Origin of the sequence: Paenibacillus ferrarius, assembly GCF_002027705.1 — a bacterium.
GTDB lineage: Bacteria > Bacillota > Bacilli > Paenibacillales > NBRC-103111 > Paenibacillus_E > Paenibacillus_E ferrarius.
Map to the genome: position 1 here is coordinate 277,722 of NZ_MBTG01000056.1, position 25,523 is coordinate 303,244.

Annotated in this window: 24 protein-coding genes; 19 read left to right on the plus strand and 5 right to left on the minus strand. The window is 47.3% G+C overall.

What is annotated here, in order from left to right; translation table 11 throughout:
- The first annotated feature begins 16 nt into the window (after positions 1-16).
- The 7 genes from BC351_RS36595 to gndA all read left to right on the plus strand — a co-directional run bounded on the left by BC351_RS36595 (position 17) and on the right by gndA (position 8,595).
- Positions 17-1,015: an N-acetylglucosamine kinase gene (locus BC351_RS36595; protein WP_079420432.1), complete on the plus strand. Its 999-nt coding sequence runs from the start codon at positions 17-19 to the stop codon at positions 1,013-1,015.
- 5 nt (positions 1,016-1,020) lie between these two features.
- Entirely contained in the window at positions 1,021-2,322 is a 1,302-nt protein-coding gene (locus tag BC351_RS36600; RefSeq protein WP_079420434.1) for a 6-phospho-beta-glucosidase, read from the plus strand.
- Between the two features lie 102 nt (positions 2,323-2,424).
- Positions 2,425-3,429 carry a LacI family DNA-binding transcriptional regulator gene (locus BC351_RS36605; RefSeq protein WP_079420436.1) on the plus strand — a complete coding sequence of 335 codons (1,005 nt, stop codon included), beginning with the start codon at positions 2,425-2,427 and terminating at the stop codon, positions 3,427-3,429.
- 17 nt (positions 3,430-3,446) lie between these two features.
- Positions 3,447-4,718, plus strand: coding sequence for a nickel pincer cofactor-dependent isomerase, group 22 (locus BC351_RS36610; RefSeq protein ID WP_079420438.1), 1,272 nt, complete (start codon positions 3,447-3,449; stop codon positions 4,716-4,718).
- The gene (gntK, locus tag BC351_RS36615) at positions 4,715-6,322 is read left to right on the plus strand and encodes a gluconokinase (RefSeq protein ID WP_079420440.1); all 1,608 of its coding nucleotides are present in this window, start codon (positions 4,715-4,717) and stop codon (positions 6,320-6,322) included. The genes BC351_RS36610 and gntK overlap by 4 nt, the downstream gene beginning before the upstream one ends.
- Positions 6,323-6,380: 58 nt before the next feature.
- The gene (locus BC351_RS36620) at positions 6,381-7,148 is read left to right on the plus strand and encodes an SDR family oxidoreductase (protein WP_079420442.1); all 768 of its coding nucleotides are present in this window, start codon (positions 6,381-6,383) and stop codon (positions 7,146-7,148) included.
- Positions 7,149-7,182: 34 nt separating this feature from the next.
- On the plus strand, positions 7,183-8,595 hold the full coding sequence (gndA, locus tag BC351_RS36625) for an NADP-dependent phosphogluconate dehydrogenase (RefSeq protein ID WP_079420444.1): 1,413 nt from the start codon (positions 7,183-7,185) through the stop codon (positions 8,593-8,595).
- A 12-nt stretch (positions 8,596-8,607) separates the two neighbouring features.
- On the opposite strand, the gene BC351_RS36630 is transcribed toward gndA, so the two are convergent.
- Positions 8,608-8,907 (minus strand): hypothetical protein, encoded by a 300-nt coding sequence (locus tag BC351_RS36630; protein WP_079420446.1) that lies wholly within the window; start codon positions 8,905-8,907, stop codon positions 8,608-8,610.
- A gap of 141 nt (positions 8,908-9,048) precedes the next feature.
- Here BC351_RS36630 and BC351_RS36635 point away from each other — a divergent pair, with 141 nt between their 5' ends.
- Complete coding sequence (locus BC351_RS36635; RefSeq protein ID WP_079420532.1) at positions 9,049-9,603, plus strand: shikimate kinase; 555 nt, start codon at positions 9,049-9,051, stop codon at positions 9,601-9,603.
- A gap of 5 nt (positions 9,604-9,608) precedes the next feature.
- Here the strand turns inward: BC351_RS36635 and BC351_RS36640 are convergent, their stop codons facing one another.
- Positions 9,609-9,899 (minus strand): rhodanese-like domain-containing protein, encoded by a 291-nt coding sequence (locus BC351_RS36640; RefSeq protein WP_079420448.1) that lies wholly within the window; start codon positions 9,897-9,899, stop codon positions 9,609-9,611.
- Positions 9,900-10,170: 271 nt separating this feature from the next.
- Between BC351_RS36640 and aroA the strand changes: the two genes are divergently transcribed.
- From aroA to BC351_RS36655, 3 genes are read left to right on the plus strand one after another with little or no spacing between them, the layout of a single operon-like run.
- Positions 10,171-11,466, plus strand: coding sequence for a 3-phosphoshikimate 1-carboxyvinyltransferase (gene aroA / locus BC351_RS36645; protein WP_079420450.1), 1,296 nt, complete (start codon positions 10,171-10,173; stop codon positions 11,464-11,466).
- Between the two features lie 33 nt (positions 11,467-11,499).
- A complete protein-coding gene (locus BC351_RS36650; protein ID WP_079420452.1) occupies positions 11,500-12,321 on the plus strand; it encodes a C39 family peptidase in 822 nt (273 codons plus the stop codon).
- A gap of 11 nt (positions 12,322-12,332) precedes the next feature.
- A complete protein-coding gene (locus BC351_RS36655; protein WP_079420454.1) occupies positions 12,333-12,758 on the plus strand; it encodes a CoA-binding protein in 426 nt (141 codons plus the stop codon).
- A gap of 393 nt (positions 12,759-13,151) precedes the next feature.
- Here the strand turns inward: BC351_RS36655 and BC351_RS36660 are convergent, their stop codons facing one another.
- Positions 13,152-13,718, minus strand: a complete 567-nt coding sequence (locus BC351_RS36660; protein WP_079420455.1) for an FAD-dependent oxidoreductase — start codon at positions 13,716-13,718, stop codon at positions 13,152-13,154.
- Between the two features lie 205 nt (positions 13,719-13,923).
- Here BC351_RS36660 and BC351_RS36665 point away from each other — a divergent pair, with 205 nt between their 5' ends.
- The 7 genes from BC351_RS36665 to BC351_RS36695 all read left to right on the plus strand — a co-directional run bounded on the left by BC351_RS36665 (position 13,924) and on the right by BC351_RS36695 (position 21,526).
- Entirely contained in the window at positions 13,924-14,649 is a 726-nt protein-coding gene (locus BC351_RS36665; RefSeq protein ID WP_208629905.1) for a hypothetical protein, read from the plus strand.
- Positions 14,650-14,846: 197 nt separating this feature from the next.
- A complete protein-coding gene (locus BC351_RS36670; protein WP_079420457.1) occupies positions 14,847-16,736 on the plus strand; it encodes a glucose PTS transporter subunit IIA in 1,890 nt (629 codons plus the stop codon).
- Positions 16,733-18,472, plus strand: a complete 1,740-nt coding sequence (ptsP, locus tag BC351_RS36675; RefSeq protein WP_079420459.1) for a phosphoenolpyruvate--protein phosphotransferase — start codon at positions 16,733-16,735, stop codon at positions 18,470-18,472. Before BC351_RS36670 ends, ptsP begins: the two co-directional genes overlap by 4 nt.
- A 2-nt stretch (positions 18,473-18,474) precedes the next feature.
- Positions 18,475-19,017, plus strand: coding sequence for a type 1 glutamine amidotransferase domain-containing protein (locus BC351_RS36680; RefSeq protein ID WP_079420461.1), 543 nt, complete (start codon positions 18,475-18,477; stop codon positions 19,015-19,017).
- Positions 19,018-19,141: 124 nt separating this feature from the next.
- Complete coding sequence (locus BC351_RS36685) at positions 19,142-19,549, plus strand: hypothetical protein (protein ID WP_079420463.1); 408 nt, start codon at positions 19,142-19,144, stop codon at positions 19,547-19,549.
- A 179-nt stretch (positions 19,550-19,728) separates the two neighbouring features.
- The gene (ccpA, locus tag BC351_RS36690) at positions 19,729-20,736 is read left to right on the plus strand and encodes a catabolite control protein A (RefSeq protein ID WP_079420465.1); all 1,008 of its coding nucleotides are present in this window, start codon (positions 19,729-19,731) and stop codon (positions 20,734-20,736) included.
- A gap of 88 nt (positions 20,737-20,824) precedes the next feature.
- Positions 20,825-21,526, plus strand: a complete 702-nt coding sequence (locus BC351_RS36695; RefSeq protein ID WP_079420467.1) for a 5'-methylthioadenosine/adenosylhomocysteine nucleosidase — start codon at positions 20,825-20,827, stop codon at positions 21,524-21,526.
- 97 nt (positions 21,527-21,623) lie between these two features.
- Here the strand turns inward: BC351_RS36695 and BC351_RS36700 are convergent, their stop codons facing one another.
- A complete protein-coding gene (locus BC351_RS36700; protein ID WP_079420469.1) occupies positions 21,624-22,811 on the minus strand; it encodes an acetoin utilization protein AcuC in 1,188 nt (395 codons plus the stop codon).
- A 69-nt stretch (positions 22,812-22,880) separates the two neighbouring features.
- Positions 22,881-23,519, minus strand: a complete 639-nt coding sequence (locus tag BC351_RS36705; RefSeq protein WP_079420471.1) for a GNAT family N-acetyltransferase — start codon at positions 23,517-23,519, stop codon at positions 22,881-22,883.
- 222 nt (positions 23,520-23,741) lie between these two features.
- Between BC351_RS36705 and acsA the strand changes: the two genes are divergently transcribed.
- Entirely contained in the window at positions 23,742-25,466 is a 1,725-nt protein-coding gene (gene acsA, locus BC351_RS36710; RefSeq protein WP_079420473.1) for an acetate--CoA ligase, read from the plus strand.
- The last annotated feature ends 57 nt before the right edge of the window (positions 25,467-25,523 follow it).

Below are 25,523 nucleotides of genomic sequence, written 5' to 3' on the forward strand. Positions count from 1 at the left end.
TTCAGGAGTTGTGAGTATGAAGTATTATTTGGGTGTGGATGCAGGTGGAAGCAAAACGTATACGTTAATAACCGATGAGCAAGGAAATATTATCGGCAAAGGGCACAGCGGGAATGGCAATCATCAATTGGGTGTGGATCAAGCTCGCGCTAATATCACGCATTCCGTTGAGATGGCGCTTCAGCAAGCTAATCTGACACGCAGCGATATTGAATTTGCTTTTTTTGGTTTGGCTGGTGCAGATCGACCGATTGACTATACAATACTGCGTCCATTGATTGGTGAACTTGGATTTCCGCAACATGAGATCGATTGTGACACTATGATTGCACTTAGGGCAGGGACGGCACAGCCTTATGGGGTTGTGCTTATTTGCGGAAGCGGGACGAATAGTGCCGGGAGAAATCGGCATGGCCAGTTCTACCAATGCGGAGGTTTCAACTATCAATTTGGCGACTTCGGCGGGGGAGGAACCTTAGCTGTGGAAGTTTTCCGATCGGTGATCCGTGCTTGGGATGGCAGAGAAACGCCCACACTGTTGACCAATCTTCTTTTGGAAGCCCTCGGATTCAGTACAGTGAAGGATATGTTCGATGATTTTATGGATAACAACAAGTACGTTCCGCTGCATACAGCCAAATTGCTGTTTCAAGCCGCGCATCAAGGCGATGAAGTAGCTTTGCGAATTCTCCGTATTCAAGGCGAGGAACTAGGCAAAGCCGCAACAGCTATCATAAAGCGATTGAATATGGAACAAGAGAGCTTTAACGTCGTATTGGCTGGCAGTGTTATCGCTAGAGGCGAAGGAGCTTACATTCAAGCTTATATCGAACAAGCGGTTAGTGAAATCGCTCCTCATGCATCATTGGTCAAGTTGAATGTAGAGCCTGTAGTAGGGGCCGTTTGGCTTGCAATGGAAGCCGGGGGCAAAGCACTTTCATCTGAGGTCTATGAGAAGCTCAAAACCGTAAGTGATTATCAATCCATACAACTACTAGACAAGACAAGGATGTGAGTGCAATGAGAGAAGCATTGAAAATAGCGATCATTGGCGGAGGTTCCTCCTATACACCGGAAATTGTGGAAGGATTTATTTTAAGCTATGCAAAGTTGCCTGTGAGAGAGCTCTGGCTCGTTGATGTGGAAGAAGGGAAGCATAAGCTGGAGATTGTTGGCAACTTGGCGAAACGAATGATTGCCAAATCGGGCCTGCCTATCGAGGTTCACTTAACGCTGAATCGTCGAGAAGCCATCGCAGGTGCGGATTTCATCAGTACTCAGATGCGAGTAGGTTTGTTGGAGGCGCGCAAATGGGATGAGCATATCCCCAATAAACACGGCATTATCGGCCAAGAGACGACAGGTCCCGGCGGTATGATGAAGGCTCTTCGCACAATTCCCGTGCTGCTGGATATTTGCAAAGATATTGAAGAGTTAAGTCCGAATGCTTGGCTTCTGAACTTTACGAATCCTGCCGGCATGGTGACAGAGGCGATTCATAAATATTCGAAGGTCAAAAGCATCGGGCTTTGCAATGCGCCAATTGGTCTTCACAAATGGCTGATGAACAAATATGAGGCTAAAGCTGACCAGATCTACACGGAATTCGTAGGCTTGAATCATTTGCACTGGGTTACTCGCGCCGAAATTAATGGTGAGGATAAACTGAGTGAGCTGCTTGATCGCCGAGAAGAATACAGCGGCAAAAACGTACCAGCCAGCGAGTGGGATGCTGATTTCTTGCGTTCATTGCAAGCATTGCCCTCTTACTATTTAAAATACTTCTATATGACCGATGCCATGCTGGAGGAGCAACTAGCTTCTTTGAAGGAAAACGGCACCCGCGCCGAGGTCGTCAAACGAGTAGAGGACGAATTATTCGAGCTCTATCAGGATCCGGATTTGCAAGAGAAGCCCAAGCAGCTTGAGAAACGCGGCGGCGCTTATTATTCGGAAGCGGCTGTGAATCTGATGGTTTCTCTCTATAATGACAAGCGAGACATCCAGACGCTTAACGTGATGAACGATAACACGATTGATTTTCTGCCAAAAGATGCTTGTATTGAAGTGAACTGTATTGTAACCGCTCAAGGCCCGATACCCATTGGACTAACCAAAGTGCCAGAACATGTGAAGGGGCTAATGCACGCCGTCAAAACGTATGAGCGTCTTACGATTGAAGCCGCGGTTACTGGCAGCAGAGATTTGGTGCTTCAGGCGCTTGTTCATCACCCGCTTGTGCCTTCCGTGTCCGTGGCTAAAACCTTGATGGATGAAATGTTGGAAAAGAACAAACCGTATTTGCCTGCATTTTTTGCGTAAATATGCGGCAAGCTAAACTCCCTGAGAAGGGAGTTTTTTTGTTGAAAAAGACTATTGTTAACGTGTGCATACATGTGTTATGCTTCTGATAGAGGTGAAGCTATGAGCGTTACCATTAAGGACATTGCCAAGCTGGCAGGTGTGTCGCATACGACCGTGTCCAGAGCGCTGAACAACAGCCCGCTCATTCAAGAGGAGACGAAAGAACGGATTCGACTCATTGCCGAACAGCTGGATTATACGCCGAATTATAGTGCGAAGAGCCTTGTGCTCGATCGATCCTATAACCTAGGACTCTTTTTTACCACACTCAGCAAGGGGACATCCGCAGGCTTCTTCTATGAAGCGATACGTGGTGTCAATTCGGTCATTCAGGATCGCTATCAGCTCATTGTCAAAGGAATCGACGACTATACGAGTTTTCACTCGATCACCAGGAAAAGCTTCGATGGCATTATTATTGTCAGCCAAAGTGACGACGATCAAGCAATTATTGATCACATTGCCGCCAAAGGCATTCCACTAGTAGTTCTCAATCGCCCTGTGACTACGTCAGGCGTGCTGAATGTACTCTCGGACGAGGAACAAGGTGCGTTCCTTGCAGGCAGTTATTTAATCGAACAGGGTCACACACGGATAGCTTTGATTGAAGGCCGACAAGGCTTCAAATCTGCACAGAACCGGAAAGACGGCTTCGAGCGGGCGATGGAACATCATCGCATTCAAGTACCTCAGGCTTACCGGATTCCAGGTTTGTATGATTTGGAGAGCGGACATCAAGCGATGCAGCAGTTTTTGACGCTCAAGGTAAGGCCGACCGCAGTATTTTGCTGTAATGACGAAATGGCGCTGGGCGCAATGAAAGCGGTCTCGGAAGCAGGCTTGCAAGTGCCGCAGGACATGTCCGTTGTTGGGTTTGACGATACGGTATTTGCTGCCTATGTCACTCCCGCGCTTACAACGGTTCGCCGCCCGATTGAACAGATTAGCAAAGAAGGAGCTGTTCGCCTTCTTGGAAATATAGAAAACAAACAGCACGAAACGGAGCAGCTGCTCTTGAAAACAGAACTGATTGTGCGGGAATCCGTACGTTCACTTTCAATATAAAGAAAGAGGGATCGCCTGTGAGCATTCTAAGAGAGTTATTAAATGATATTCCCATTCCCCAAATGGTCAAGATCCGCCAGAAGTTTGACCGCACGATTCTAGAAAATCCAGAGCTGGAGCTAGTGAATAAGCTGGCTAGCAGCGGTGTTATGGCAAGCATTCATCCTGGCCAACAGGTTGCCGTTGCGGTAGGAAGCAGAGGGATTGCCAACATCGCGGGTTTTACGAAAACAACGATTGACGCGATTAAAGACAGAGGAGCCTTCCCTTTCATCGTGCCCTGCATGGGCTCTCACGGTGGTGCTACAGCGGATGGACAGACAGAAGTCCTGCAGCATTTTGGCATTACGGAGGCGACGATGGGTGCGCCGATTCGTTCTTCGATGGAAGTTGTGCAGATTGACCAACTGCCTAACGGTTTGCCTGTGTACGTAGATCGCATCGCTTCTGAAGCCGATGCCATCGTCGTAATTAACCGCGTAAAGCCGCATACGGCTTTCCGTGGACGGATCGAAAGCGGCATCATGAAGATGATCGCGATCGGGCTCGGGAAGCAAAAGGGAGCAGAAGCTTGTCACCAGCTGGGCTTCAAGTATATGGCGGAGAATGTGCCTGCCATGGCTACGTTGATGATCCAGAAGCTGCCTATCGTTTTCGGTGTTGCGCTTGTTGAGAATGCCTATGATGAAACATGCCAGGTCGAAGTGCTGCCTGCGGCAGAAATTGAAGAGCGCGAAGAGCAGCTGTTGATTGAGGCGAAATCGCGTTTGCCCAAAATTTTGTTCGACGAAATCGACGTACTGGTGATTGATTATATCGGTAAAAATATTAGCGGTGACGGTATGGATCCTAACGTAACTGGACGTTATCCGACGCCTTATGCGCATGGTGGTCCAGATGTTGCCAAAATGGTCGTATTAGACTTAACGCCTGAAACCAAAGGCAACGCCAACGGGGTCGGTACGGCTGATTTTACAACACAGCGATTGGTGGACAAAACGAATCTGGAATTCACATATGCGAATGGATTAACTTCAACAGTATGTGCGCCAACGAAGATTGCCACTACACTCGAGAATGATTTCTACGCGATCAAGGCTGCCGTGAAGACCTGCAACATCTTGGATTATACAACCTGCAAGCTAGTGCGAATTCAAGACACCCTTCACCTTGGCGAAATTGAGATTTCAGTCAATTTGCTGGAGGCAGCGCGTCAGCACCCAGATATTGAAATTTTGTCAGAGCCCTACGAGCTTTTATTTGACGCAGAGGGGAATATTAGCAAATGACCGACTCATCATCAAAGCCATCAGCGCAGGGGCAAGCTGTTGAATCCGTCAACAGCCAGCCTTATATCATCGCGGCTGACATTGGCACTACGAGCACGAAGACGCTCGTCATCTCCCGAGCAGGACAGGTTTTAGCGTCACATTCGATTGAATATCCGCTTTTTACGCCAGCCGCAGATCGTGCGGAGCAGGATCCGGATCAGATTTTCGAGGCGGTTGTGCAAGGCATCGGAGCTGTGGTCCGCAAGCTTAACCTAACCCCGGAACAAGTGTTATGCGTTTCGTTTAGCTCAGCGATGCACAGTCTTATTGCGGTCGACGAGCAGGCGAAGCCTCTGACGGCTTGCATTACGTGGGCTGATAATCGCAGCGCGGGCTATGCGGAGAAATTGAAACGCAGCGGTCTGGGGCAGCAGATTTATTCGCGTACAGGCACGCCGATTCATCCGATGTCTCCGCTTCTCAAGCTCATGTGGTTCCGTGATAACGAGCCAGAATTGATGAAGGAAACATATAAATTCATCGGCATCAAGGAATACGTTTTCGCCAAGCTCTTTGGCCGCTATCTGATTGACCACTCGCTGGCGAGTGCTACGGGGTTATTTAATCTAGAGAACCTCATCTGGGATGAGGATGCCCTCAGCCACGCTGGCGTGAGGCAGGAACAGCTCTCAGAGCTTGTTCCGACGACTTACCGCGTAGAAGGCCTTAGCAGCGAGTATGCGGCAGCTATGGGCTTGGCCGTGGACACGCCGTTCGTCATTGGCGCCTCGGATGGCGTTCTTGCCAACCTTGGCGTCGGCGCTTTCGAGCCAGGTGTCATCGCCGTTACCATCGGTACGAGCGGTGCCGTTCGCACCGTAGTCAACAAGCCGCAAACCGACCCGGAAGGCAAGCTGTTTTGCTATGCGCTCACAGAGAACTTCTGGGTCGTCGGTGGACCGATCAACAACGGAGGGATTGTGTTCCGTTGGGTGAGAGATCAGATCGCTACGGCGGAGGCGGAAGAAGCTCGCCGTCAAGGCATCGACCCCTATGACTACTTGACAGAGATAGCCTCTGAAGTCAGTGCAGGGTCGGATGGTCTTCTGTTCCTGCCGCTCCTTTCCGGGGAGCGCGCCCCTTACTGGAATGCCAATGCAAGAGGCGTATACTTCGGGCTTTCCTTAAGCCACCAGAAGAAGCATATGATTCGCGCTGCTCTCGAAGGTGTGATGTTCTCTATCCAAGCCGTTGCTGCGTCACTTGAACGGATGATGGGACCGGCATCCGTCATTCGGGCATCCGGCGGCTTTGCCCGATCTACGTTCTGGCGTCAAATGATGACAGATATGCTGGGCACGTCCGTAACCGTGCCGGATTCGATTGAAAGCTCTGGTATTGGAGCTGCATTGCTTGGTTTGCTCGCGATGGGTGAAATTGACGATCTCTCTCATGCCCATCAATGGATACAGGTAGGAATGGCTCACGAGGTGAATGAAAGCGATTATCGCATTTATCAACAATTGACATCTATTTATACAAGCGTATATCATCAATTAAAAGATCAATTCGATGCGATTACCGCTTTTCAAGGGCAGCACCTACGGAGTCCTCAATCATAAACAAGCTTAGGCGATTCAACAGTAATGGCCAAGTCAACATGCAGAGGGGATGAAGACGATGAATTTATTCGATCTTACAGGGAAAACAGCAGTAATTATTGGCGGCAACAGTACATTAGGTGGCTCGATGGCCCTTGCTTTAGCCGGGCATGGCGCGAAAGTGGCCATCGTTGGGCGCAATCAAGAGAAAAGCGATCAAGTTCGTCAAAGTATTGAAGCGATTGGCGGGGAAGCGAATACGTTCCAAGCCGACGCGACGAAACGCGAGGATTTGGAACTGGTTCTCAAAGAAGTTTTGGCCTGGTCAGGCTCTGCCGACATTCTGATGAATTGTCCCGGCAAAAATAGTGCTACGCCTTTCTTTGACATTTCCATGGAAGAATGGGATTCTATTATGGAGGTTAATTTGAAAAGCGTCGTGTTAGCCTGCCAAGTGTTTGGGAAATACATGGTTGAGCGGAACGAAGGCGGAAGCATCATTAACATTTCATCCGTTTCATCAGATCCTCCGCTTTCTCGTGTATTCACTTACTCCGCTTCCAAAGCAGCTGTCAATAATATCACACAGAACCTTGCTCGCGAATTCGCTCCAAGTCGTGTGCGTGTGAACGCGATTATCCCTGGGTTCTTCCCGGCGGAACAGAATCGCAAGATTTTGTCTCCAGAACGGATTGAATCCATCATGCGCCATACGCCTATGAATCGATTTGGCGAAGCGTCTGAGCTTCAAGGGGCTGCTGTGTTCCTTGCATCTGAACAAGCTTCTAGTTTTGTCACAGGGTCTGTCTTAAGAGTGGATGGCGGTTTTGGCGCGATGACGATTTAAAACTTATATTTTTTCGGAAGGGTGTATGAGAGACATGTCTAAACAACAAATTGGTGTAGTCGGTCTAGCGGTAATGGGTAAAAACTTGGCTTTGAACATTGAGAGCAGAGGATTCACTGTATCCGTATTTAATCGTTCTGCCGAAAAAACAAAAGAGCTTCTGCAGGAAGCTGAGGGTAAACAATTAGTAGGTACATACAGTGTGGAAGAATTCGTGCAATCCCTTGAAGTTCCGCGCAAAATTTTGATCATGGTTAAAGCTGGCGGTCCTACGGACGATACGATCAACCAATTGCTGCCGCATTTGGACAAAGGCGATATCCTTATCGATGGAGGCAACGCATTCTTCCCGGATACACAACGCCGTAACAAAGATTTGGAAGCACATGGTATTCGTTTCGTTGGAACAGGCGTTTCCGGCGGTGAAGAAGGCGCATTGAAAGGCCCGTCGATTATGCCAGGCGGTCAAGAAGATGCCTACAAATTGGTAGAGCCAATTCTGACGGCAATTTCCGCTAAAGTTGGCGATGACGCATGCTGTACGTATATCGGACCAGACGGTGCCGGCCACTATGTGAAAATGGTGCATAACGGGATTGAATACGGGGATATGCAGTTGATTTGCGAAGCGTACCAATTGCTCAAGGATGTTCTGAATGTCAGTGTGGAAGAGCTTCATGAGATTTTCACAGAATGGAATAACGGCGAGCTTGACAGCTATTTGATCGAAATCACACGTGATATTTTCACCAAATATGACGCTGAAACCGGCAAGCCAATGGTTGACGTGATTCTGGATTCCGCAGGTCAGAAGGGAACAGGAAAATGGACCAGCCAAAGTGCTCTGGACCTAGGTGTACCGCTTTCCATCATCACAGAATCCGTATTCTCCCGTTTCATCTCCGCGATGAAAGAGGAGCGCGTAGCGGCTAGCAAAGTTCTCAAAGGACCTGCTGCTCCAGCCTTCACAGGCGATCGCAAAGCGTTTATTGAGGCTGTTCGCCAAGCGCTTTACGCAAGCAAAATTTGCTCTTATGCACAAGGCTTCGCTCAAATGAGAGCAGCTTCCGAAGAATATAACTGGAATTTGAAATACGGCAGCATTGCCATGATCTTCCGCGGCGGCTGTATCATTCGTGCTCGATTCCTTCAAAATATTAAAGATGCGTACGATCGCGATCCAGAATTGAAAAACTTGCTGCTGGACAACTACTTCAATGGTGTTGTTGACAACTATCAACAATCATGGAGACAAGTTATCGCAGAAGCGGTTACTCGCGGTATCGCAGTTCCGTCTTTCGCTTCCGCCCTTGCTTACTATGACAGCTACCGGACAGAAAGACTTCCGGCGAACCTGCTGCAAGCACAGCGCGATTACTTCGGTGCGCATACGTTCCAACGTGTGGACAAAGAAGGTTCCTTCCACTTCAACTGGATGGAAAACTAAAAGGATTTGGCTTCAAGCTTCTTCCTGCAACCCATATGCCGCTTCGCGCAGCCACATTTTCAAACGATCGGCCTCTTGATCAAAGCCGTTCCGTCTGTGGATGAGCATTAAGGAGACTTCGGCAAAATAACGGAAATTTTTTAATAATCGTGGTTGAGCAAGGCCTTGCATGCGCGGGTCTTCTTCAGCCACTTTTTTCTTAATAAACTCCAGAATCCAGACGACATCTTCTTTGCAAAGGGTATAGCTTGGGTGTAAGATTTGCTCTAGTTTGCTTTGAGTACGGTTGGTATAGGCAACAGTTGGGTTCAAAGCTTCATCGCTCCTTGTCCATGTAAGATCTCTCTTAAAATCTTAACTGCGATTATTGGGATTTATTTACTCTACTATATGATTTTTTGATGGATTGTATTCATGATTAGTCTGCTATGGTATGATGTTGGGAATGTTTGTATGATTAGCATATGGGAAAAGGGGATTAACGTGACAGCAAGCAACATTGTACTTGTAGGTTTTATGGGGACTGGCAAATCGACCGTTGGTAAGCAGCTGGCCGAGCGATTAAAGTGGACTTTTCGGGATTCAGATGCCGTTCTAGAGGCTGAGGAGCAGACAAGTATTCCCGATTTATTTCGAATTCATGGGGAATCGTACTTCCGTACATTGGAAAGTAAGACCCTTGCACATATTCTAGAAGGCAACAAGCAGGTAGTAGCCACAGGCGGCGGTGCTGTATTGGCGGAGGCGAATCGAAGCCATATGCTGAACAATGGCTTTGTTGTGGCGCTGAAAGCTTCACCGGAGATGATTATTCACCGAGTAAGCAGCGATTCGAATCGTCCATTACTGCAAGGGAATTTGGCGGAACGTGTCCATACTCTATTGGAACAGCGGAAATCATCCTATGATTTCGCACATATGGTTATTGACACTACGGAACTAACGACGGATCAAATTGTAGAGATGATTGTGTTGGAAGCAGCGTCAAGAAAAGAGAGGACAAGCTAAAAAGCTTAGTCCTCCCATTCGAGCATACCGCCAGTCATATTTTTGAGGCCTTGGTAGCCTTGTGCTTCCAGAAAGCCAAGGGCACGTCCACTGCGAGCGCCGCTGCGGCATACCAGAATCACTTCATCCGCTTGCGGGATTTCCGTGAGACGTTCTGGCAGTTGACCCAGCGGAATATGAATCGCTCCGGGAATGATGCCGGCAGCCACTTCTTCATCTTCGCGAACGTCAATAATTGCAAGCTTTTCGCCGCGGTGAAGTCTTTCTTTTATTTCGGATGGCATGATCGTATCCATGGTAGACCTCCAAGCTTGAAATATGAGGAATCATCCCCATTACAGGTAATGATAGAAACAATTAAAGGAGATGTCAACCAGTTGAGGGTCCTGCCCTTAATCGGCTATGGATCGATCTTTGGGTGGTGTGTGAAGGTTCCCAAGTTCTATTCCGTATGGTACACTGACAATAAATCTTTTGGTTAGTTTTCATGCATAGTGAACCTGATGGAATTCTATTATTTTTCATCGGATATTACATATAAACACTTACGAAGGAGTTATCAACGACATGAAAGCCATCGTGAAACCAACCTCCCAGCTACAAGGGGAAATCAATGCTTTGTCCTCCAAAAACTATACTACCCGGTATTTGCTCATCGGCGCTCTTGCAGACGGGACAAGCACCATCTATTATCCGGCGCATAGCGAAGATAGCGATGCTATGAGACGTTGTGTCCGTGATCTGGGCGCCATTATTGAAGAAGACGATGAGAAAATCGTCATTACAGGTTTCGGCAAGAATCCTAAGCATGTTTCGGAGCTTAATGTCGGTAATGCCGGTGCCGTACTGCGCTTTTTGATGTCTACGGCTGCTTTTTGTCCTGATGTGACATTCGTCAACACGTATCCGGAATCCTTAGGCAAGCGTCCTCATGATGATTTAATCGACACTTTGCAGCAAATGGGCGTGGAAGTGCAACATTCTAACGGTCGTCTGCCGATAACTATTAAAGGGGGACAACCCCGCGGCGGCAAGCTTACGGTCTCAGGGAATGTCAGCTCCCAATTCCTAAGCTCTCTCTTATTCATGACGCCGCTTCTGGAAGAAGATAGCGAGATTGAAGTGCTGCATGATTTGAAATCCAAAATTATTGTTGGTCAAACGCTGGAAGTTCTGGCGCAGGCCGGTATTATTGTGCATGCCAGCGAAGACCTGATGCATTACCGCATTCCAGGTGGACAATCCTATCAAGCCAAAGAATATGTGATTCAAGGAGACTATCCTGGATCTGCGGCTATTCTAGCTGCTGCCGCTGTAACGAATTCAGATGTACGCGTGCTTCGTTTGGAAGAGAACAGCAAGCAAGGTGAGAAGGCTTGTGTAGATGTGTTACGCGCTATGGGCGTTAATTTGACGCATGAAGATGGCGTTGTGCATGTGCGTGGCAATCAGAAGTTGATTGCTGGCGAATTCGATGGCGATCATTTCACAGATGCTGTATTGGCGATGGTAGCAGCTGCTGTATTTGCAGAAGGTACATCAAGATTCTATAATGTCGAAAATTTAAGATACAAAGAGTGCGACCGTATTACCGATTATTTGAACGAGCTGCGTAAAGCTGGCGCCGATGTGGAAGAACGCCAAAGCGAAATTATCGTCCATGGCAAACCGCAAGGGGTGACTGGCGGGGTTGAAATCAATGCACATTTCGATCACCGTGTTATTATGGCCTTAACAGTTGTTGGCCTGCGTTCCGAGAAGGGTTTGATTATTCGTGATGCTCATCATGTAGCCAAATCTTATCCGCAGTATTTTGACCATTTGCGTTCGATCGGTGCTCAGGTTGAACTTGTAAACGAGTAATAGATTTTCAAAACAACGAACGGGTGAATCAGCATGACGATTATTTGGCAGGGATTAAAGGTGACGTTTGGGTTTTTTCTCGTTGCTGGACTTGTGTTTGCCAGCAGTGTGTTTGCTGTTTTGCTCTACGCCAAAGCGACGGGCAAAGAACCGGCTTTATTCGCATCTGTTTCTTCAGCTGTTGTGATGGCTAAGCCGGCTGAATCTGCCCAAGCAGTGCAAACGGCCACACCTGTACCAGCTGTCCAACCAAAGAAATCAGCAATGATTGATGCACCTGTCTTCGCTCAGCTTCCTGAACTGCCGGCAGGTTGTGAAATCACCAGCTTAACGATGCTCCTGAATTATGTGGGGATTGCCAAAAATAAAATGGAGCTTGCTGCTGAAATGCCGAAGGACGAGACGCCTGCTGTCTTAAATACGGATGGATCTATCGCTTCATGGGGAAATCCGAATACAGGCTTCGTGGGGGATGTTACGCGCAAGAAAAGAGGCTTTGGCATTTATCATGCCGGACTTTTCCCATTGCTGAAGAACTATATCCCTCAAGCTATTGATATTACAGGTGAATCTTTCGAGATGTATGAACAGCAGATAGCTAGGGATATTCCGGTTATCGTATGGACGACCATTGATTTCAATATTCCTTACAAATGGGTTACGTGGGATACTCCGCTGGGGCCTCTCAAGACAACATATGCTGAACATGCTGTATTATTGGTTGGGTATGATGAGAATAATGTATACTTGAATGATCCGATAAGCGGCAAAAAGCAGGTACAGGTGAACAAAGATCAGTTCATCGACAGCTGGACCGCTATGGGGAAACAAGGTCTCACATATTTGAAAAAATAGGAGGGAAGCGCATGGCTTTCGAAAATCCGTCAAGGGAACACATCAAGGAAATTTTGGCTAGTGCCGGCAATATTGCGGTCGTAGGCTTGTCTGATAAAGCAGATCGTACGTCTTACATGGTTTCCGCAGCTATGCAAAGCAGAGGTTATCGAATTATTCCTGTTAATCCAAATGCGACAGAAATATTAGGCGAAAAGTGCTATGCTACTTTATCCGATATTCCTGAGCCAGTGGACATTGTCAATGTATTCCGCAGAGCGGATCAAGTGGTTCCTATCGCCGAAGAAGCGGTGAAGATTAAAGCGAAGGTCTTTTGGCTGCAGCTGGAGATTGTGAATGAAGAAGCAGCACGAATTGCCACGGAAGGCGGGCTGGAAGTCATCATGGACCGCTGTATTAAAGTGGAAGATGCTATTTTAAACCCGAGAAATAACTAATAAGCTATTGTTGGTTCCCAGTTTAGTCAATTGACAGTAAAAACCTGCTAAAGTGCAGGAATTTTCGGGTGAATTCGGCGAAAAAGTGAAAATACCTGCCATTGTGCAGGTATTTTCACTTTTTTCGGCCTCTAATCCAGATTAAGCCTCAAATACATGCACAAATGCAGGAATTTCATGATTAAGGCTATTGGATTAGTAAAAAAGATGCACAATTGCAGGTTTGTATCAGCAACTAGAGCTAGAGCAGGGCGACATCGAGGCAATGAGGCAAATATCCATGAGGCCCGCTCATCAACTTCTCCGGATCGTATTGGCCCATGACAACAATAAAAAGGAGCTGTCCGCAAGTAGCATCAACTACTTAGGGGCAGCTCTTTTATTTAATAAAAATTATGATTTTAGTACATCATGATCAACATAACGTGTGCCATTCAACTCACTAATTACGTTAATCGCAACTTTGGCGCCGTCTCCGGCGGTAACGATTGTATGCATGCTGACACCAGCAATTGTTCCTGCTGCCCACACGCCTTTGAGGCTTGTGTTTCCTTGTGCATCGGCGTCGACAACGGTTTTGATGCGTGGTTCTGTGCCAGGCTTCGTCTGAATGCCTGAAGCTTCAGCAAGCTCTACAGAAAGGCCTGTCGCAAGGATGACATGGGTTCCTTCGTATGTACCATTCTCGGTCGTTACTTGGAAGCCTGCTTCCACTGAACTTAAGCCAGTGGCCTTGCCTTGCACGAATTCAGTACCGAATTTGGCAGCTTGTTTCTTGCCGATTTCCACCAGGTCAGGTCCTGAAATTTCTGCGACGCCATAATGGTTCTCAATCCATGCTCGCTTGGTAACGCTTTGATCATTGTCGATGACCAGCGTTTTTTTGCCTGCTTTAGATGTGAATAAGGCTGCACTTGCTCCCGCGGGACCAGCGCCAATAACGATAACATCGTATGCCATGGGGGAACTCCTCCTTCAAGAGAATACCTACACTTTGGATTATGTCATACCCGATAAACTTAGTCAATTTATGTGTTTAGAATGTATGGAATCTAACTTTTCATATCCAATCGCTTCCATTCATAAAAAGCTAGCAAGAGGAGAGAATAAAAAAGGCCCTAATAAGAGGTGCCCAAAATAATGAAACTCTGAGGAGGATTTACACATGTATAACAACAATAACAGCAGCTATGGAGCATCGTCTTTTGGGAATGCGTCTCAAGGCAATCAAGGCAATCAAAGTTCACAAGGGTATCAGTCGGCCAATACGCAGTATCAAGGGAACCAAAATCAATATCAAGGAAACAATACGCAATACCAAGGCTACCAGAAGCAGTACCAGCCAGTTGGCTTGGTGCAGTCCTTCTATGATCAGAACAGCCAAATTCAATCCAATCAAGCTTATAACCAATCTACTTCTCAGGATGCGTTCCACACAGCTAATTATCGTGGGAATCAACCAGGTCATGATGCTTATCTGCGCAGTGATTCTTCTACACCAGCACAGCATCAAACAAATTACCAAAGCGGGTATTCCTCCAACAGCGGCATAAACAGCCAAATGAATACGTATCCTTCGCAATATAGTTATGCAACGACACAACAACAATCCTATATCCCAACGCAATACGGCAGCTCGATGCAGTCCAACCAGCCGTATGCCCAATCCAACATCTCGACTAATGCGTTTCACACAGCCAACTATCGCGGCAATCAGCCTGGACATGACGCGTACTTGAGAAGTGATTCCTCTTCTCCTTCCCAACAATCCTACCAGTCCAACTACGGCGCACCTCAACAAAACTATCAACAACAAGGCTTTCAATCGGGTGCACCAACATTTAACAATTCAGGAATTGGACAACAATACGGATATAACTCCTCCAACTAATTGCGAAAGCGCTAGGTAGATGTCCATAAGCAGGTCGATAATCGACCTGCTTATTTTGTTTTGACAAACCGGCAAACAAGCTATACGATTTGTAAGAGAGGGCTTATGCTTATAGATGCAAGTTTTCTTTGAAAACGCTGAGCTTATGCTTACGGTTTCATTTTGCAAAAGCAAAACTTTTAGGAGGTAGCATTCGTTTGAACTGGATGGGGAACTTACAACAGCTTGGCCGCTCTTTAATGCTGCCCACCATTGCGCTTCCTATTGCTGCTGTGCTGCTTCGTCTGGGGGATTTACCTTGGGATGTCATTCATGCTTCCGGCTTCGGGGATATGCTGCTATTGGCTGGCAATACGGTTTTTGATTATATACCGATTATTTTTGCTGTTGGTGTGGCGCTTGGCCTGACGGAAAGTGCCGGGATTGCCGGGCTGTCGGCTATGCTTGGGTATTTTATGTTCACGAGACTTATTGAACATGCGCTGGGTTCGCAGTTTCAATTAGGCGTATCAGGCGGAATATTAATAGGGCTGCTCGCTGCCATTATTTATCATCGCTGCAAGGAGATCAAGCTTCCCGAATACATACAATTCTTTGGTGGACCCAGGATGGTACCGCTTATCATGGGGCTGTCCACGCTAGTCGTGTCCTATATTATGATAGGAATTGGTCCTTATTTGGAAATGGGGATGGGCAAGCTATCCAGTTGGCTGCTTGGTTTAGGCGGCTTTGGTGCATTTGTTTATGGCATCGCTCATCGCTTGCTTGTCCCTTCGGGCCTGCATCATATTTTGAACAACTTTTTCTGGTTCCAAGTCGGGGCTTACGAAACGCCAACCGGTCATATGGCCTATGGTGATTTGCCACGGTATTTCGCCGGAGATCCGACGGCAGGCACATACATGGCAGGCTTGTATCCGATCATGATGTTCGCTCTTCCTGCTATTGCTTTTGCCATCATTGGCGAGGCGCGTGAGGATTTGAAGCCGAAAATCAAAGCTACTTTTTTGACGGCAGCGCTGGCTTCTTTTTTGACAGGTGTGACAGAGCCTATTGAATTTGCTTTTCTTTTTGTAGCGCCGTATTTATTTATCATTCATGCTATTTTATCCGGTGCAGCGATGTGGTTGGCTTATGAACTGCATATTCAACATGGTTTCTCTTATTCCGCAGGTGCAATTGATTACATCATTAACTTGCATTTATCACACAATGGGCTGCTTTTAATCCCGATAGGCTTGGTGTATGGGTTGCTGTATTATTTCTTGTTTCGCTGGGCTATCAGGCGGTTTCAAATTCCTACACCAGGCCGGGAAGAAGGTTCTTCACTTGAAGAATGGGCGGGGGATATTCCCTATCGGTCTCCGCTTATTTTGCAAGCACTCGGTGGGAAAGACAATATTAAAAAGATTGAGGCCTGCATTACCAGATTGCGACTTACGCTTGTCAATGATCGTTTGATGGACATCACGGCATTACGACACTTAGGAGCAGCAGGCGTCATTCGTCTTGGAGGAGGCAATGTTCAGGTCGTGTTCGGAACATTCTCAGAGCTGATTCGTGAAGAAATTATGAAAGTACTGCGCAAAGACATCCATGTGGTGCTGTTCACCTCGCCAATGCAAGGTCGTATGATTCCCATTGAGGAAGTGCCTGATCGTATCTTTGCTTCACGGTTGGTAGGTAACGGAGTTGCTTTTATACCTGAAAAGGGGGAGCTTGTTTCTCCTGTAGCTGGAACGATTATGCACATTTATCCGACGATGCATGCCCTTGGGATTTTGACGGAGGAAGGCTTGGAAGTGCTGCTGCATATCGGGATCGATACGTCGAGTTTGCCAGGCAAATGTTTTAATGCGGTCGTGAAAGAAGGCGATCGTGTAGAGTCAGGGCAGCTCCTGATTAAATTCAATTTCAACAAAGTGAAGAAATTTGCTTCATCCTTGGCGACACCGATGATTATTACGAATCCGGATCTTGTTAAATCCTGGAGCTACGCTCCTTTCAAAACTGTCAAAAAAGGCCAAGGTTCTGTGATGTCCGTTGTCTTAAAGCCTACTAAATCTACGGGGGGGACGAACGGATGATCAGAGGGATAGGTGCGTCATCAGGTATTGCGATGGGTCAGGCTTTTGTCATTCCTACCTGGGAGTGGGATTTTCCTGAGAAAATGATTGATGTGACAGATTTGGCGTATGAGTTCGAACGTTTGTATGATGGGATTCGCTCTTCGAAGGACGAGCTTGAATTGATTAAGCAAGAGATAAAGGATGTCGTCGGCCAAGATCAAGCGTATATTTTTGATGCTCATTTGGCCATTTTGGAAGATCCTATTTTCATGAATGAGATTCAAGGGATTATCGAGCTGCAGTACAAGGCAGCCGAAGTCGCTGTCAAAGAGGTCATTGATAAGTTCGTCGGCATGTTCAATATGATTGACGATGAATACATGAAGGAGCGGGCGCTGGATATCAAAGATGTCGGTAACCGGCTTCTAAAGCACTTGTTAGGGGATACCAGCACGACTGTACCTCCTATTGATCATCCTTACATCTTAGTGGCAAAAGAGCTGACGCCGTCTCAATTAGCCCATCTGGATCCGACTAAGGTGCTAGGCTTGCTGACCATTCTTGGAGGCACGCATTCTCATGTTTCCATCATGGCAAGGGCGATGTCCGTTCCTTATGTGCTTGGTTTGGAAGGAAAGCTGCTGCGTCCTATCCAAAACGGCGATTTCTTGATCATTGATGGCCAAGAAGGTACACTGTACATCAACCCGGATAAGACAACCATTGAACGCTATCAAGCCCGCAAAAGAAATTGGCTGGAGTTCAAGGAAAGCCTGCAAGAAATAGCGGACGTTGCGCCTGTGACGGTAGATAACAGCTATGTGAATCTGCATGCGAATATTAATTCGGTTTTGGAAATCGATCAGGTTTTGCGCAATGGAGCTTCAGGCGTTGGCTTGTTCCGCACCGAGTACCTGTATATGGATCGCGACTCTCTTCCAGGTGAAGACGAGCAGTTTGAAGTGTACCGACATGCTGCAATGCAGCTCAAGGGGCGGCCCATTGTCATTCGCACCTTAGACATCGGCGGAGATAAAAAGCTGGATTATATGCCACTTCCCAAAGAAGATAATCCGTTTCTTGGGTATCGAGCCATTCGCATCTCCTTAGACCGCACAGAATTATTCATGATACAGCTAAGAGCGATTCTAAGAGCGAGCCATTATGGGAACGTCAAAATCATGTATCCGATGGTCACTTCCCTTGACGAGGTAAGACAAGCCAAAGCGCTGCTTGAGAGAGCGAAGTCAGAATTGAGTGCGAATGGGATTCCTTTTAACGCGAATATTGAAGTAGGTTTGACGATTGAAGTACCTGCCGCGGCACTAATAGCGGATGTTCTGGCGAGTGAAGTGAATTTCATGAGTATTGGGACAAATGATCTGGTTCAATATGTGCTCGCTGTAGACAGGATGAATGAGAATATCGCGCACTTATATAATCCTTACCATCCCGCCGTTATCAGGCTTCTGAAGCTGGTGATTGATGCGGCCAAAAGCGTAGGAATCCCCGTAGGCGTCTGTGGTGAAATGGCAGGGGATATCCGCGCATTGCCGATATGGCTTGGGCTGGGCATTGAAGAGCTGAGCATTTCGGTGCAAACTCTTTTGCAAGTGAAACATCGCCTCTTAAGCAGTGACGCTAAGAAATGCAAAGATCTCGTTAATCAAATACTGGTTTGCAAAACAAGCGAAGAAATCATAGAGCTGCTAGCTCAAACCGAACAAACGGAATCCATTGTAGGAGGAAATTAGACATGGCATTGACAGGAACGAAAGTACTGGCTTTTGTGGATGAAGAGTTTGAAGATTTGGAGATGTGGTACCCTGTGCTGCGCTTGCGTGAAGCTGGGGTTGTCGTGGATATTGTTGGGCCTAAAGCCAAAGCCGTCTATCACGGCAAGTATGGTGTGCCCATTACGACTGATTATGCGTTTGACGAAGTCAAATCATCGGATTATATCGGACTCTATGTTCCGGGAGGCTGGGCGCCTGACAAGCTGCGCAGATACCCGGACGTCATTCGGTTGACACAAGAGTTTCATGCGGATGAGAAACCGATTGCGCAGATTTGTCATGCAGGCTGGGTGTTGATCTCAGCGAAAATCGTGAAGGGCTACACCATGACGTCTACACCGGGGATTCGCGATGATCTTGAGAATGCTGGCGCTATCTGGCTGGATGAAGAAGTTGTCGTTGACCGCAATATCATTTCTGGTCGCAGACCACCGGACCTTCCGGCATTTTCCAAACGCTTTGTGGATGAACTTATTCAATTCAATAAGGAACAGGCAAAGTAACATCTCACTTCCATAGGTGGCAAAAACTACTACTCATAAGTCGGAAGGAAATTGACTGAGATAGTAGAATATCATAGTACAAGAAACTAAGGTACATGCCGCCTGCCCGTGAAGGAGTGTTAGAATGCAAAAGTATTGCAAGTGCGGACGCACGATGAACCTTCGTCTGCGTACGGTTATTTATCAGAACAAAGTCGACATTGAGAATGTGCCTATTTACTCCTGTGAAGCGTGCGGTCGAAGTGAGGTTGTGCCTCACGTTAAGCCTGAACTTACGAGCTTAATCGGTAAGCTGGGAAGTAAGCCCGACAAACAGCAGCTGTTTTTCCATGAGCTTTCAGAGGTTGCCTTTCTACTGCTGAAAGTGACAGAGAAAGAGCATATGAATGATTCCATGGAGAAAATCGTGGAAGAACGAATTAATGAGTTGTTAGACATCTTATTGCTAGCACAATCGCTGGGTGACGAGCCTTGGACGGAAGAAATTCGCAAAAGGCTATCGCAAATTACACAGAGTGCTATTTCGACATAAGTATCGTCGGCCAATCCCTCTGGGGTTGGCTTTTATACATAAAATGTGGTACTTTTGAAAATGAAATGAAATTATTTTCAAAGCATTTTCAATTTACATTGCAAGATGGATTAATTTGTCGTATCATAACTTTAATATACTAGGATCGCAGAATACTTTTGAAAATGGAGAGAGTAACCGTGACCGTAACCATTTATGATGTAGCAAGAGAAGCAGGAGTTTCCATGGCAACCGTTTCACGGGTTGTGAACAACAATCCGAACGTGAAGCCGCAGACACGCAAGAAGGTTTTTGAAGCCATTGAACGTCTTGGATACCGCCCTAATGCGGTAGCAAGAGGATTGGCCAGCAAGAAGACGACAACGGTTGGCGTTGTTATTCCCGATATCTCCAATTCGATCTTTGCTGAAGTAGCGCGTGGGATTGAAGATATTGCGAATATGTATCATTACAATATCATTTTGTGTAACGCCGATAAGAAGAAAGAAAAAGAAATTCGTGTTATTAACACGTTGCTTGAGAAGCAAGTTGATGGACTGCTTTTCATGGGTGGCGTTGTAACCGAGGATCATGCGCAAGCATTCCGCACATCGTCCGTTCCTGTCGTGCTTTGCGGAACGAAGGATGAGAATCAAGTGATGGCTTCCGTAGATATCGATCATGAGAAAGCCGCTTTCGATGCTGTGAATGTATTGATCGCAGCGGGACATCGTGATATTGCGATGATTTCCGGTACGCTTCAGGATCCTGCGAACGGCTTTGCCCGTTATCAAGGCTACAAAAGAGCATTAGATGAAGCTGGAATTGAACTGCGTGATGAGTACGTACGCATTGGCAACTATCGTTATGAGTCCAGCGTTGATGCTGTGAATTACTTCTTGGAGCTTTCTCCTAGACCAACAGCGATCTTCTCGGCAACTGACGAAATGGCAATTGGCGCTATTCATACGATTCAGGATAACGGATTAAGAGTGCCGGAAGATATCGCAGTCATCAGTGTGGATAATATCCGGATGGCGTCGATGGTTAGACCGACATTAACAACCGTTGCTCAGCCTATGTATGATATCGGTGCAGTCTCGATGCGATTGCTCACAAAGCTGATGAACAAAGAGTCAACGGATAATATGCAGGTTATTCTGCCGCACGAAATTATTTACCGTAATTCGGTTTCACAACAATCTTAATCTAAAAACCTCTAATCGAGGTCAGCCCTTCTGGGCTGGCTGCGGTAGAGGTTTTCTCATGTAACCACTAGGAAAAGAGGATAATGAAATGACTTGGACGAAGCTCGCGCTTATCGGCGCAATGAATGAGGAAATTGAACGACTGGTTTCACAGATGAGCGATGTGCGTGAAACAGTTAAAGCGGGGATTACATTTCGAGAAGGCACTTATTTAGGCAAGCAGGCTGTCGTTTGCAAAACAGGGGTAGGGAAAGTAAATGCGGCCGTGACGACGCAGATTCTGATTGATAGCTTTCAGGTCGAAGCCATTATTTTTACAGGTGTTGCGGGAGCGTTGGACCCTGAACTGAATATTGGGGATCTTGTTATTTCCAGCGAATGCATGCAGCATGATATGGATGTGACGGCGCTTGGATTTCCTCGCGGAATTATTCCCTATGAAGCCAAATCTGTATTTGAAGCCGATGCTAAGCTGGTGGAGCTGGCCGTTGCCTCAGGTGAGAAGCTGTTTGCGGGCAAGGTCAAGAAGGGGAGAGTGCTTTCCGGTGATCAGTTCATTGCCAGCCGAGAAGCGGTAGCAAGTCTTCATCAAGAGCTTGGCGGTGTTTGTGTTGAAATGGAAGGAGCTTCGGTGGCTCAAGTGTGCTCAATGAATGCCGTTCCTTACGTGGTGCTGCGCTCTATGTCCGACAAGGCTGATGGCTCTGCACATGTGAACTTTGCCGAGTTCACGGTTTTGGCATCGGAGAATTCGTACAAGATGGTTGAGGAAATTGTAAAACACTTATAAAATTATAAAAAAATATGGGTAAAATATTACGAATAAAAAATGACAAATACAAAAGCTCAGTACTTGCCGAATTGGCCGTTTACTGAGCTTTTGTATCTTATTTCAAATAGAGCATGGACAGTTCTTTGGTATGCCGATTCTTCTCGGCAATCGCTTGGCGCCTCGGAATCGGCGCCCAAGTCTCGACAGGGTCCAGCCACGTATCGGCTAGCTGGACGGGACTCTTGCTCTGCCAGGCGTCCAGCCACGCCTGCGGGAGCGCCAGCTGCGGCTGAGCCTCCAGCTGGTCCAAGACCGCCTGCTCGCTCATCACGAGCCAGAGCAGGCTCCAGGCCCGCGGTACGACGCGCCAGATGTCGTACCCGCCGCCCCCGAGCGCCACCCAGCGCCCTTCGCACCATTGGTGCGCCAGTTGGTGGATCAGCTCGGGCATAGCCTTGTACACGCGCATGGAGCAATGCACATGCGCGAGCGGGTCCAATGCATGGGCGTCGCATCCATGCTGCGAGATAATGATGTCCGGCTGGAAGCGGGCAATCGTCTCCGTGAGGACCTCGCTGAAGCATTCCAGCCAGGAGTCGTCCTCGGTGTAGGGCTCCACCGGAACGTTAATACTTGTACCGAACGCTTCGCCTTCGCCGCGTTCGTTCACAGCCCCAGTGCCGGGGAACAGAAATTTCCCCGTCTCATGAATGGACAGCGTGCATACCTGGGGATCGGTGTAGAAGCCCCACTGCACACCATCCCCGTGATGCACGTCCGTATCGACGTACAGTACCTTCGCGCCGTACGTTTCTTTGGCATGCGCAATCGCCGCAGAAGCGTCGTTGTAGACGCAGAAGCCGGCACCCTTGCTTTGCAGCGCATGGTGCAAGCCGCCGCCCAGGTGGAGGGCGTGCGGGGCTTTGTCTGACATCACCAGATCGACTGCGGTGATGGAACCGCCTACAACCTTGGCTGTGATGTCATGCATCCCAGCAAAGTAAGGCGTATCATCGGTGTCCAGCCCGAAGCGGGCGGCTTCTCGGACCCAACGCTCCTCCGGCACGGAACAGCTAAGTGCTTTCACAGCTTCCAGATAAGCCTGGGAGTGGACCCGCAATAGCTCGCTATCCGTGGCCGATCGTGGCTTCCGAAGTGCGCTGTCAGGCAGGGCGCCTGACTTGCGCAGCAAATCAACCGTCATCGTCAGACGGTCTTGATTGAACGGATGGTTCTCATTGAATTTATAGTGAATTTCTTCCTCATCATAAATAAAGACTGGACCAGCTGCACCCTTGTTCATATCCCAAATTCCCCCGAATTGGCTAACAATCTTGCTTGAAGCCCTAGAAATCTCTTGATCGTTCAGAAACTAATACATAAATCGTTGTTGGAAGCGAATGCGATCGAACTGCTCTGCCGAAGAAATAGGCACCAGCTTGCCAATGCGCACCATCAGGCAGTTAGCCGGATGCGAGCAGATCTCGGGATCGTCGGTTGCGAACCAGATCATGTCGACGCTCTTCATTAATTTCTCCATCATTTGACGATATTCCCATACCGTTAGTTTGCTTGTTTCTAGATCCCAGTGCCAGTAGTACTCGGTGGTGAAACAGATGACATTCTCCATTTGATCTCCCGCAAAGGCAAGGCGAATCATCTTTTTACCCAAGCCAACCGTACGATAGTCGTCAGCGACTTCAATAGCTCCTAATTCAATTAGATCCTGCATATGACCTTGTGACCAGCGCTCAATTTCATCGGGATAATGGAAGGTGACGTAGCCTACGATCGTAGAAGCATCCCTTGCAATTATTATACGTCCTTCCGGTAATTGTGCGATCTCAATTAAGGCTTCCAGCTGCTCTTTGGGTCTGCGGAACGCGTCCAATTTGTTATGCATGGTTAGACCTTGCAAATGTTCAGCTGAAACGGGGCCTTCAATGATAATCTCTGGTTGATCAGGAGCGGCTTGCAAGCTGTGTGAGTGATAGATTTTGATATGCTGCATAACTTTAGCTCTCCTTTTGAAAAACAGCATGATGGAAGTTTCCTTTTCCCTTAGGTCATAGTATTCTTATACCAAATTTTGCATGGGATTAAAAGCCGAATTTTTACGTATGCGAATAATTCCCAGTATGATATAATAGAATATGTCAAAAATCGATCACATTTTGCTCAAATACATCAGTAAAATGAAAGCGGTTTATAAGATGAGGAGGGTTTTACGTACATGGATCAAATGAAAGTTGAACTCATTGAAGCGGTATCCCCTAACCCAAACATGCAAAATTACGAACAAACACATGCAGCATTTGACTGGAAAGACATCGAGAAAAGTTTTTCATGGTATGAAACAGGGAAAGTGAACATGGCCTATGAAGCGATCGACCGCCATGCTGAATCATCCAAAAAGGACAAAATCGCGCTTTATTACAGCGATAATGTTAGAGAAGAAGCGATTACCTTTGGTCAGATGAAAGAGAAATCAAACCAATTCGGCAATGTGCTGCGCGGTCTTGGTATTGGCAAAGGCGAGCGTGTTTTTATTTTCATGCCGCGTACTCCTGAACTTTATTATGCCTTGCTCGGTACGCTTAAAGTTGGAGCCGTTGTGGGTCCTTTGTTCGAAGCTTTTATGGAGACAGCGGTGAGAGACCGTTTGGAAGATAGTGAAGCTGTAGCTATTATTACTACGCCAAGCTTGCTTTCCCGTGTACCTTATAACGAACTTCCTCATCTGAAACATGTCATTGTTGTAGGCGAAGATGTTCAGCTTGCTGAAGGTCAAGTAGATTTCTACAAGGAAATGGCGAAAGCGTCAACGGAATTAGACATCGAGTGGTTGGATCGGGAAGATGGCTTAATTATCCACTACACCTCGGGATCAACAGGCAAGCCTAAGGGTGTCTTTCACGTACAGAACGCAATGATTCAGCATTATTATACAGGTCAAGTTGTATTGGATCTTCAAGAGGATGATATTTACTGGTGTACAGCCGATCCAGGTTGGGTAACAGGAACCTCCTACGGCATCTTTGCTCCATGGTTGAATGGCGCGACGAATGTGATTCGTGGCGGACGTTTTAGCCCGCAAGATTGGTACAGCACGCTGCAGAAGTATAAAGTTACCGTGTGGTATAGTGCTCCGACTGCTTTCCGTATGTTGATGGGTGCCGGTGATGATGTCGTTTCCGGATATGATCTATCCTCGCTGCGTCATGTGCTCAGTGTAGGCGAGCCGTTGAATCCGGAAGTCGTTCGTTGGGGACTCAAAGTGTATAACCAGCGTATTCATGATACATGGTGGATGACGGAGACAGGCGGACAGTTGATTTGCAACTACCCGTCGATGACGATTAAGCCAGGATCTATGGGTCGTCCGATTCCAGGTGTCGAAGCCGCGATTATTGATGATGCAGGCAATGTCTTGCCTCCTAACCGCATGGGGAACCTTGCGATTAGAACACCATGGCCATCCATGATGCGCAAAATTTGGAACAATCCTGCCAAATACGAGGAATACTTCCGTTTGACAGGCTGGTATGTTTCCGGTGATTCGGCTTATCAAGACGAAGAGGGGTATTTCTGGTTCCAAGGCCGAGTGGATGATGTTATCAACACGGCTGGCGAGCGGGTAGGTCCTTTTGAAGTGGAAAGCAAGCTTGTTGAGCATCCTGCTGTTGCAGAGGCAGGTGTAATCGGTAAACCTGACCCGATGCGGGGAGAGATTATTAAAGCTTTTATCGCTCTGCGTGAAGGCTTTACGCCATCGGATGAACTCAAGGCCGATATTTCTAAATTCGTCAAAGAAGGGCTGTCTGCTCATGCAGCGCCTCGTGAAATAGAATTTAAAGACAAGCTGCCCAAAACACGCAGCGGTAAAATTATGCGCCGTGTGCTGAAAGCTTGGGAGCTCAATTTGCCAACAGGCGACTTATCAACGATTGAAGACTAAATAGAGGATGAAAGCTTTCTTTGCACCGGGATTGTTGGTGTGAGGGAAGCTTTTTTT

Bases quoted from the DNA above. Each gene is read 5' to 3' on its own strand.
- BC351_RS36595 (WP_079420432.1), top strand. From the start codon at position 17: ATGAAGTATTATTTGGGTGTGGATGCAGGTGGAAGCAAAACGTATACG.
- BC351_RS36600 (WP_079420434.1), top strand. From the start codon at position 1,021: ATGAGAGAAGCATTGAAAATAGCGATCATTGGCGGAGGTTCCTCCTAT.
- BC351_RS36605 (WP_079420436.1), top strand. From the start codon at position 2,425: ATGAGCGTTACCATTAAGGACATTGCCAAGCTGGCAGGTGTGTCGCAT.
- gntK (WP_079420440.1), top strand. From the start codon at position 4,715: ATGACCGACTCATCATCAAAGCCATCAGCGCAGGGGCAAGCTGTTGAA.
- BC351_RS36620 (WP_079420442.1), top strand. From the start codon at position 6,381: ATGAATTTATTCGATCTTACAGGGAAAACAGCAGTAATTATTGGCGGC.
- gndA (WP_079420444.1), top strand. From the start codon at position 7,183: ATGTCTAAACAACAAATTGGTGTAGTCGGTCTAGCGGTAATGGGTAAA.
- BC351_RS36635 (WP_079420532.1), top strand. From the start codon at position 9,049: ATGATTAGCATATGGGAAAAGGGGATTAACGTGACAGCAAGCAACATT.
- BC351_RS36640 (WP_079420448.1), bottom strand. From the start codon at position 9,899: ATGGATACGATCATGCCATCCGAAATAAAAGAAAGACTTCACCGCGGC.
- aroA (WP_079420450.1), top strand. From the start codon at position 10,171: ATGAAAGCCATCGTGAAACCAACCTCCCAGCTACAAGGGGAAATCAAT.
- BC351_RS36650 (WP_079420452.1), top strand. From the start codon at position 11,500: ATGACGATTATTTGGCAGGGATTAAAGGTGACGTTTGGGTTTTTTCTC.
- BC351_RS36655 (WP_079420454.1), top strand. From the start codon at position 12,333: ATGGCTTTCGAAAATCCGTCAAGGGAACACATCAAGGAAATTTTGGCT.
- BC351_RS36660 (WP_079420455.1), bottom strand. From the start codon at position 13,718: ATGGCATACGATGTTATCGTTATTGGCGCTGGTCCCGCGGGAGCAAGT.
- BC351_RS36665 (WP_208629905.1), top strand. From the start codon at position 13,924: ATGTATAACAACAATAACAGCAGCTATGGAGCATCGTCTTTTGGGAAT.
- ptsP (WP_079420459.1), top strand. From the start codon at position 16,733: ATGATCAGAGGGATAGGTGCGTCATCAGGTATTGCGATGGGTCAGGCT.
- BC351_RS36680 (WP_079420461.1), top strand. From the start codon at position 18,475: ATGGCATTGACAGGAACGAAAGTACTGGCTTTTGTGGATGAAGAGTTT.
- BC351_RS36685 (WP_079420463.1), top strand. From the start codon at position 19,142: ATGCAAAAGTATTGCAAGTGCGGACGCACGATGAACCTTCGTCTGCGT.
- BC351_RS36695 (WP_079420467.1), top strand. From the start codon at position 20,825: ATGACTTGGACGAAGCTCGCGCTTATCGGCGCAATGAATGAGGAAATT.
- BC351_RS36700 (WP_079420469.1), bottom strand. From the start codon at position 22,811: ATGAACAAGGGTGCAGCTGGTCCAGTCTTTATTTATGATGAGGAAGAA.
- BC351_RS36705 (WP_079420471.1), bottom strand. From the start codon at position 23,519: ATGCAGCATATCAAAATCTATCACTCACACAGCTTGCAAGCCGCTCCT.
- acsA (WP_079420473.1), top strand. From the start codon at position 23,742: ATGGATCAAATGAAAGTTGAACTCATTGAAGCGGTATCCCCTAACCCA.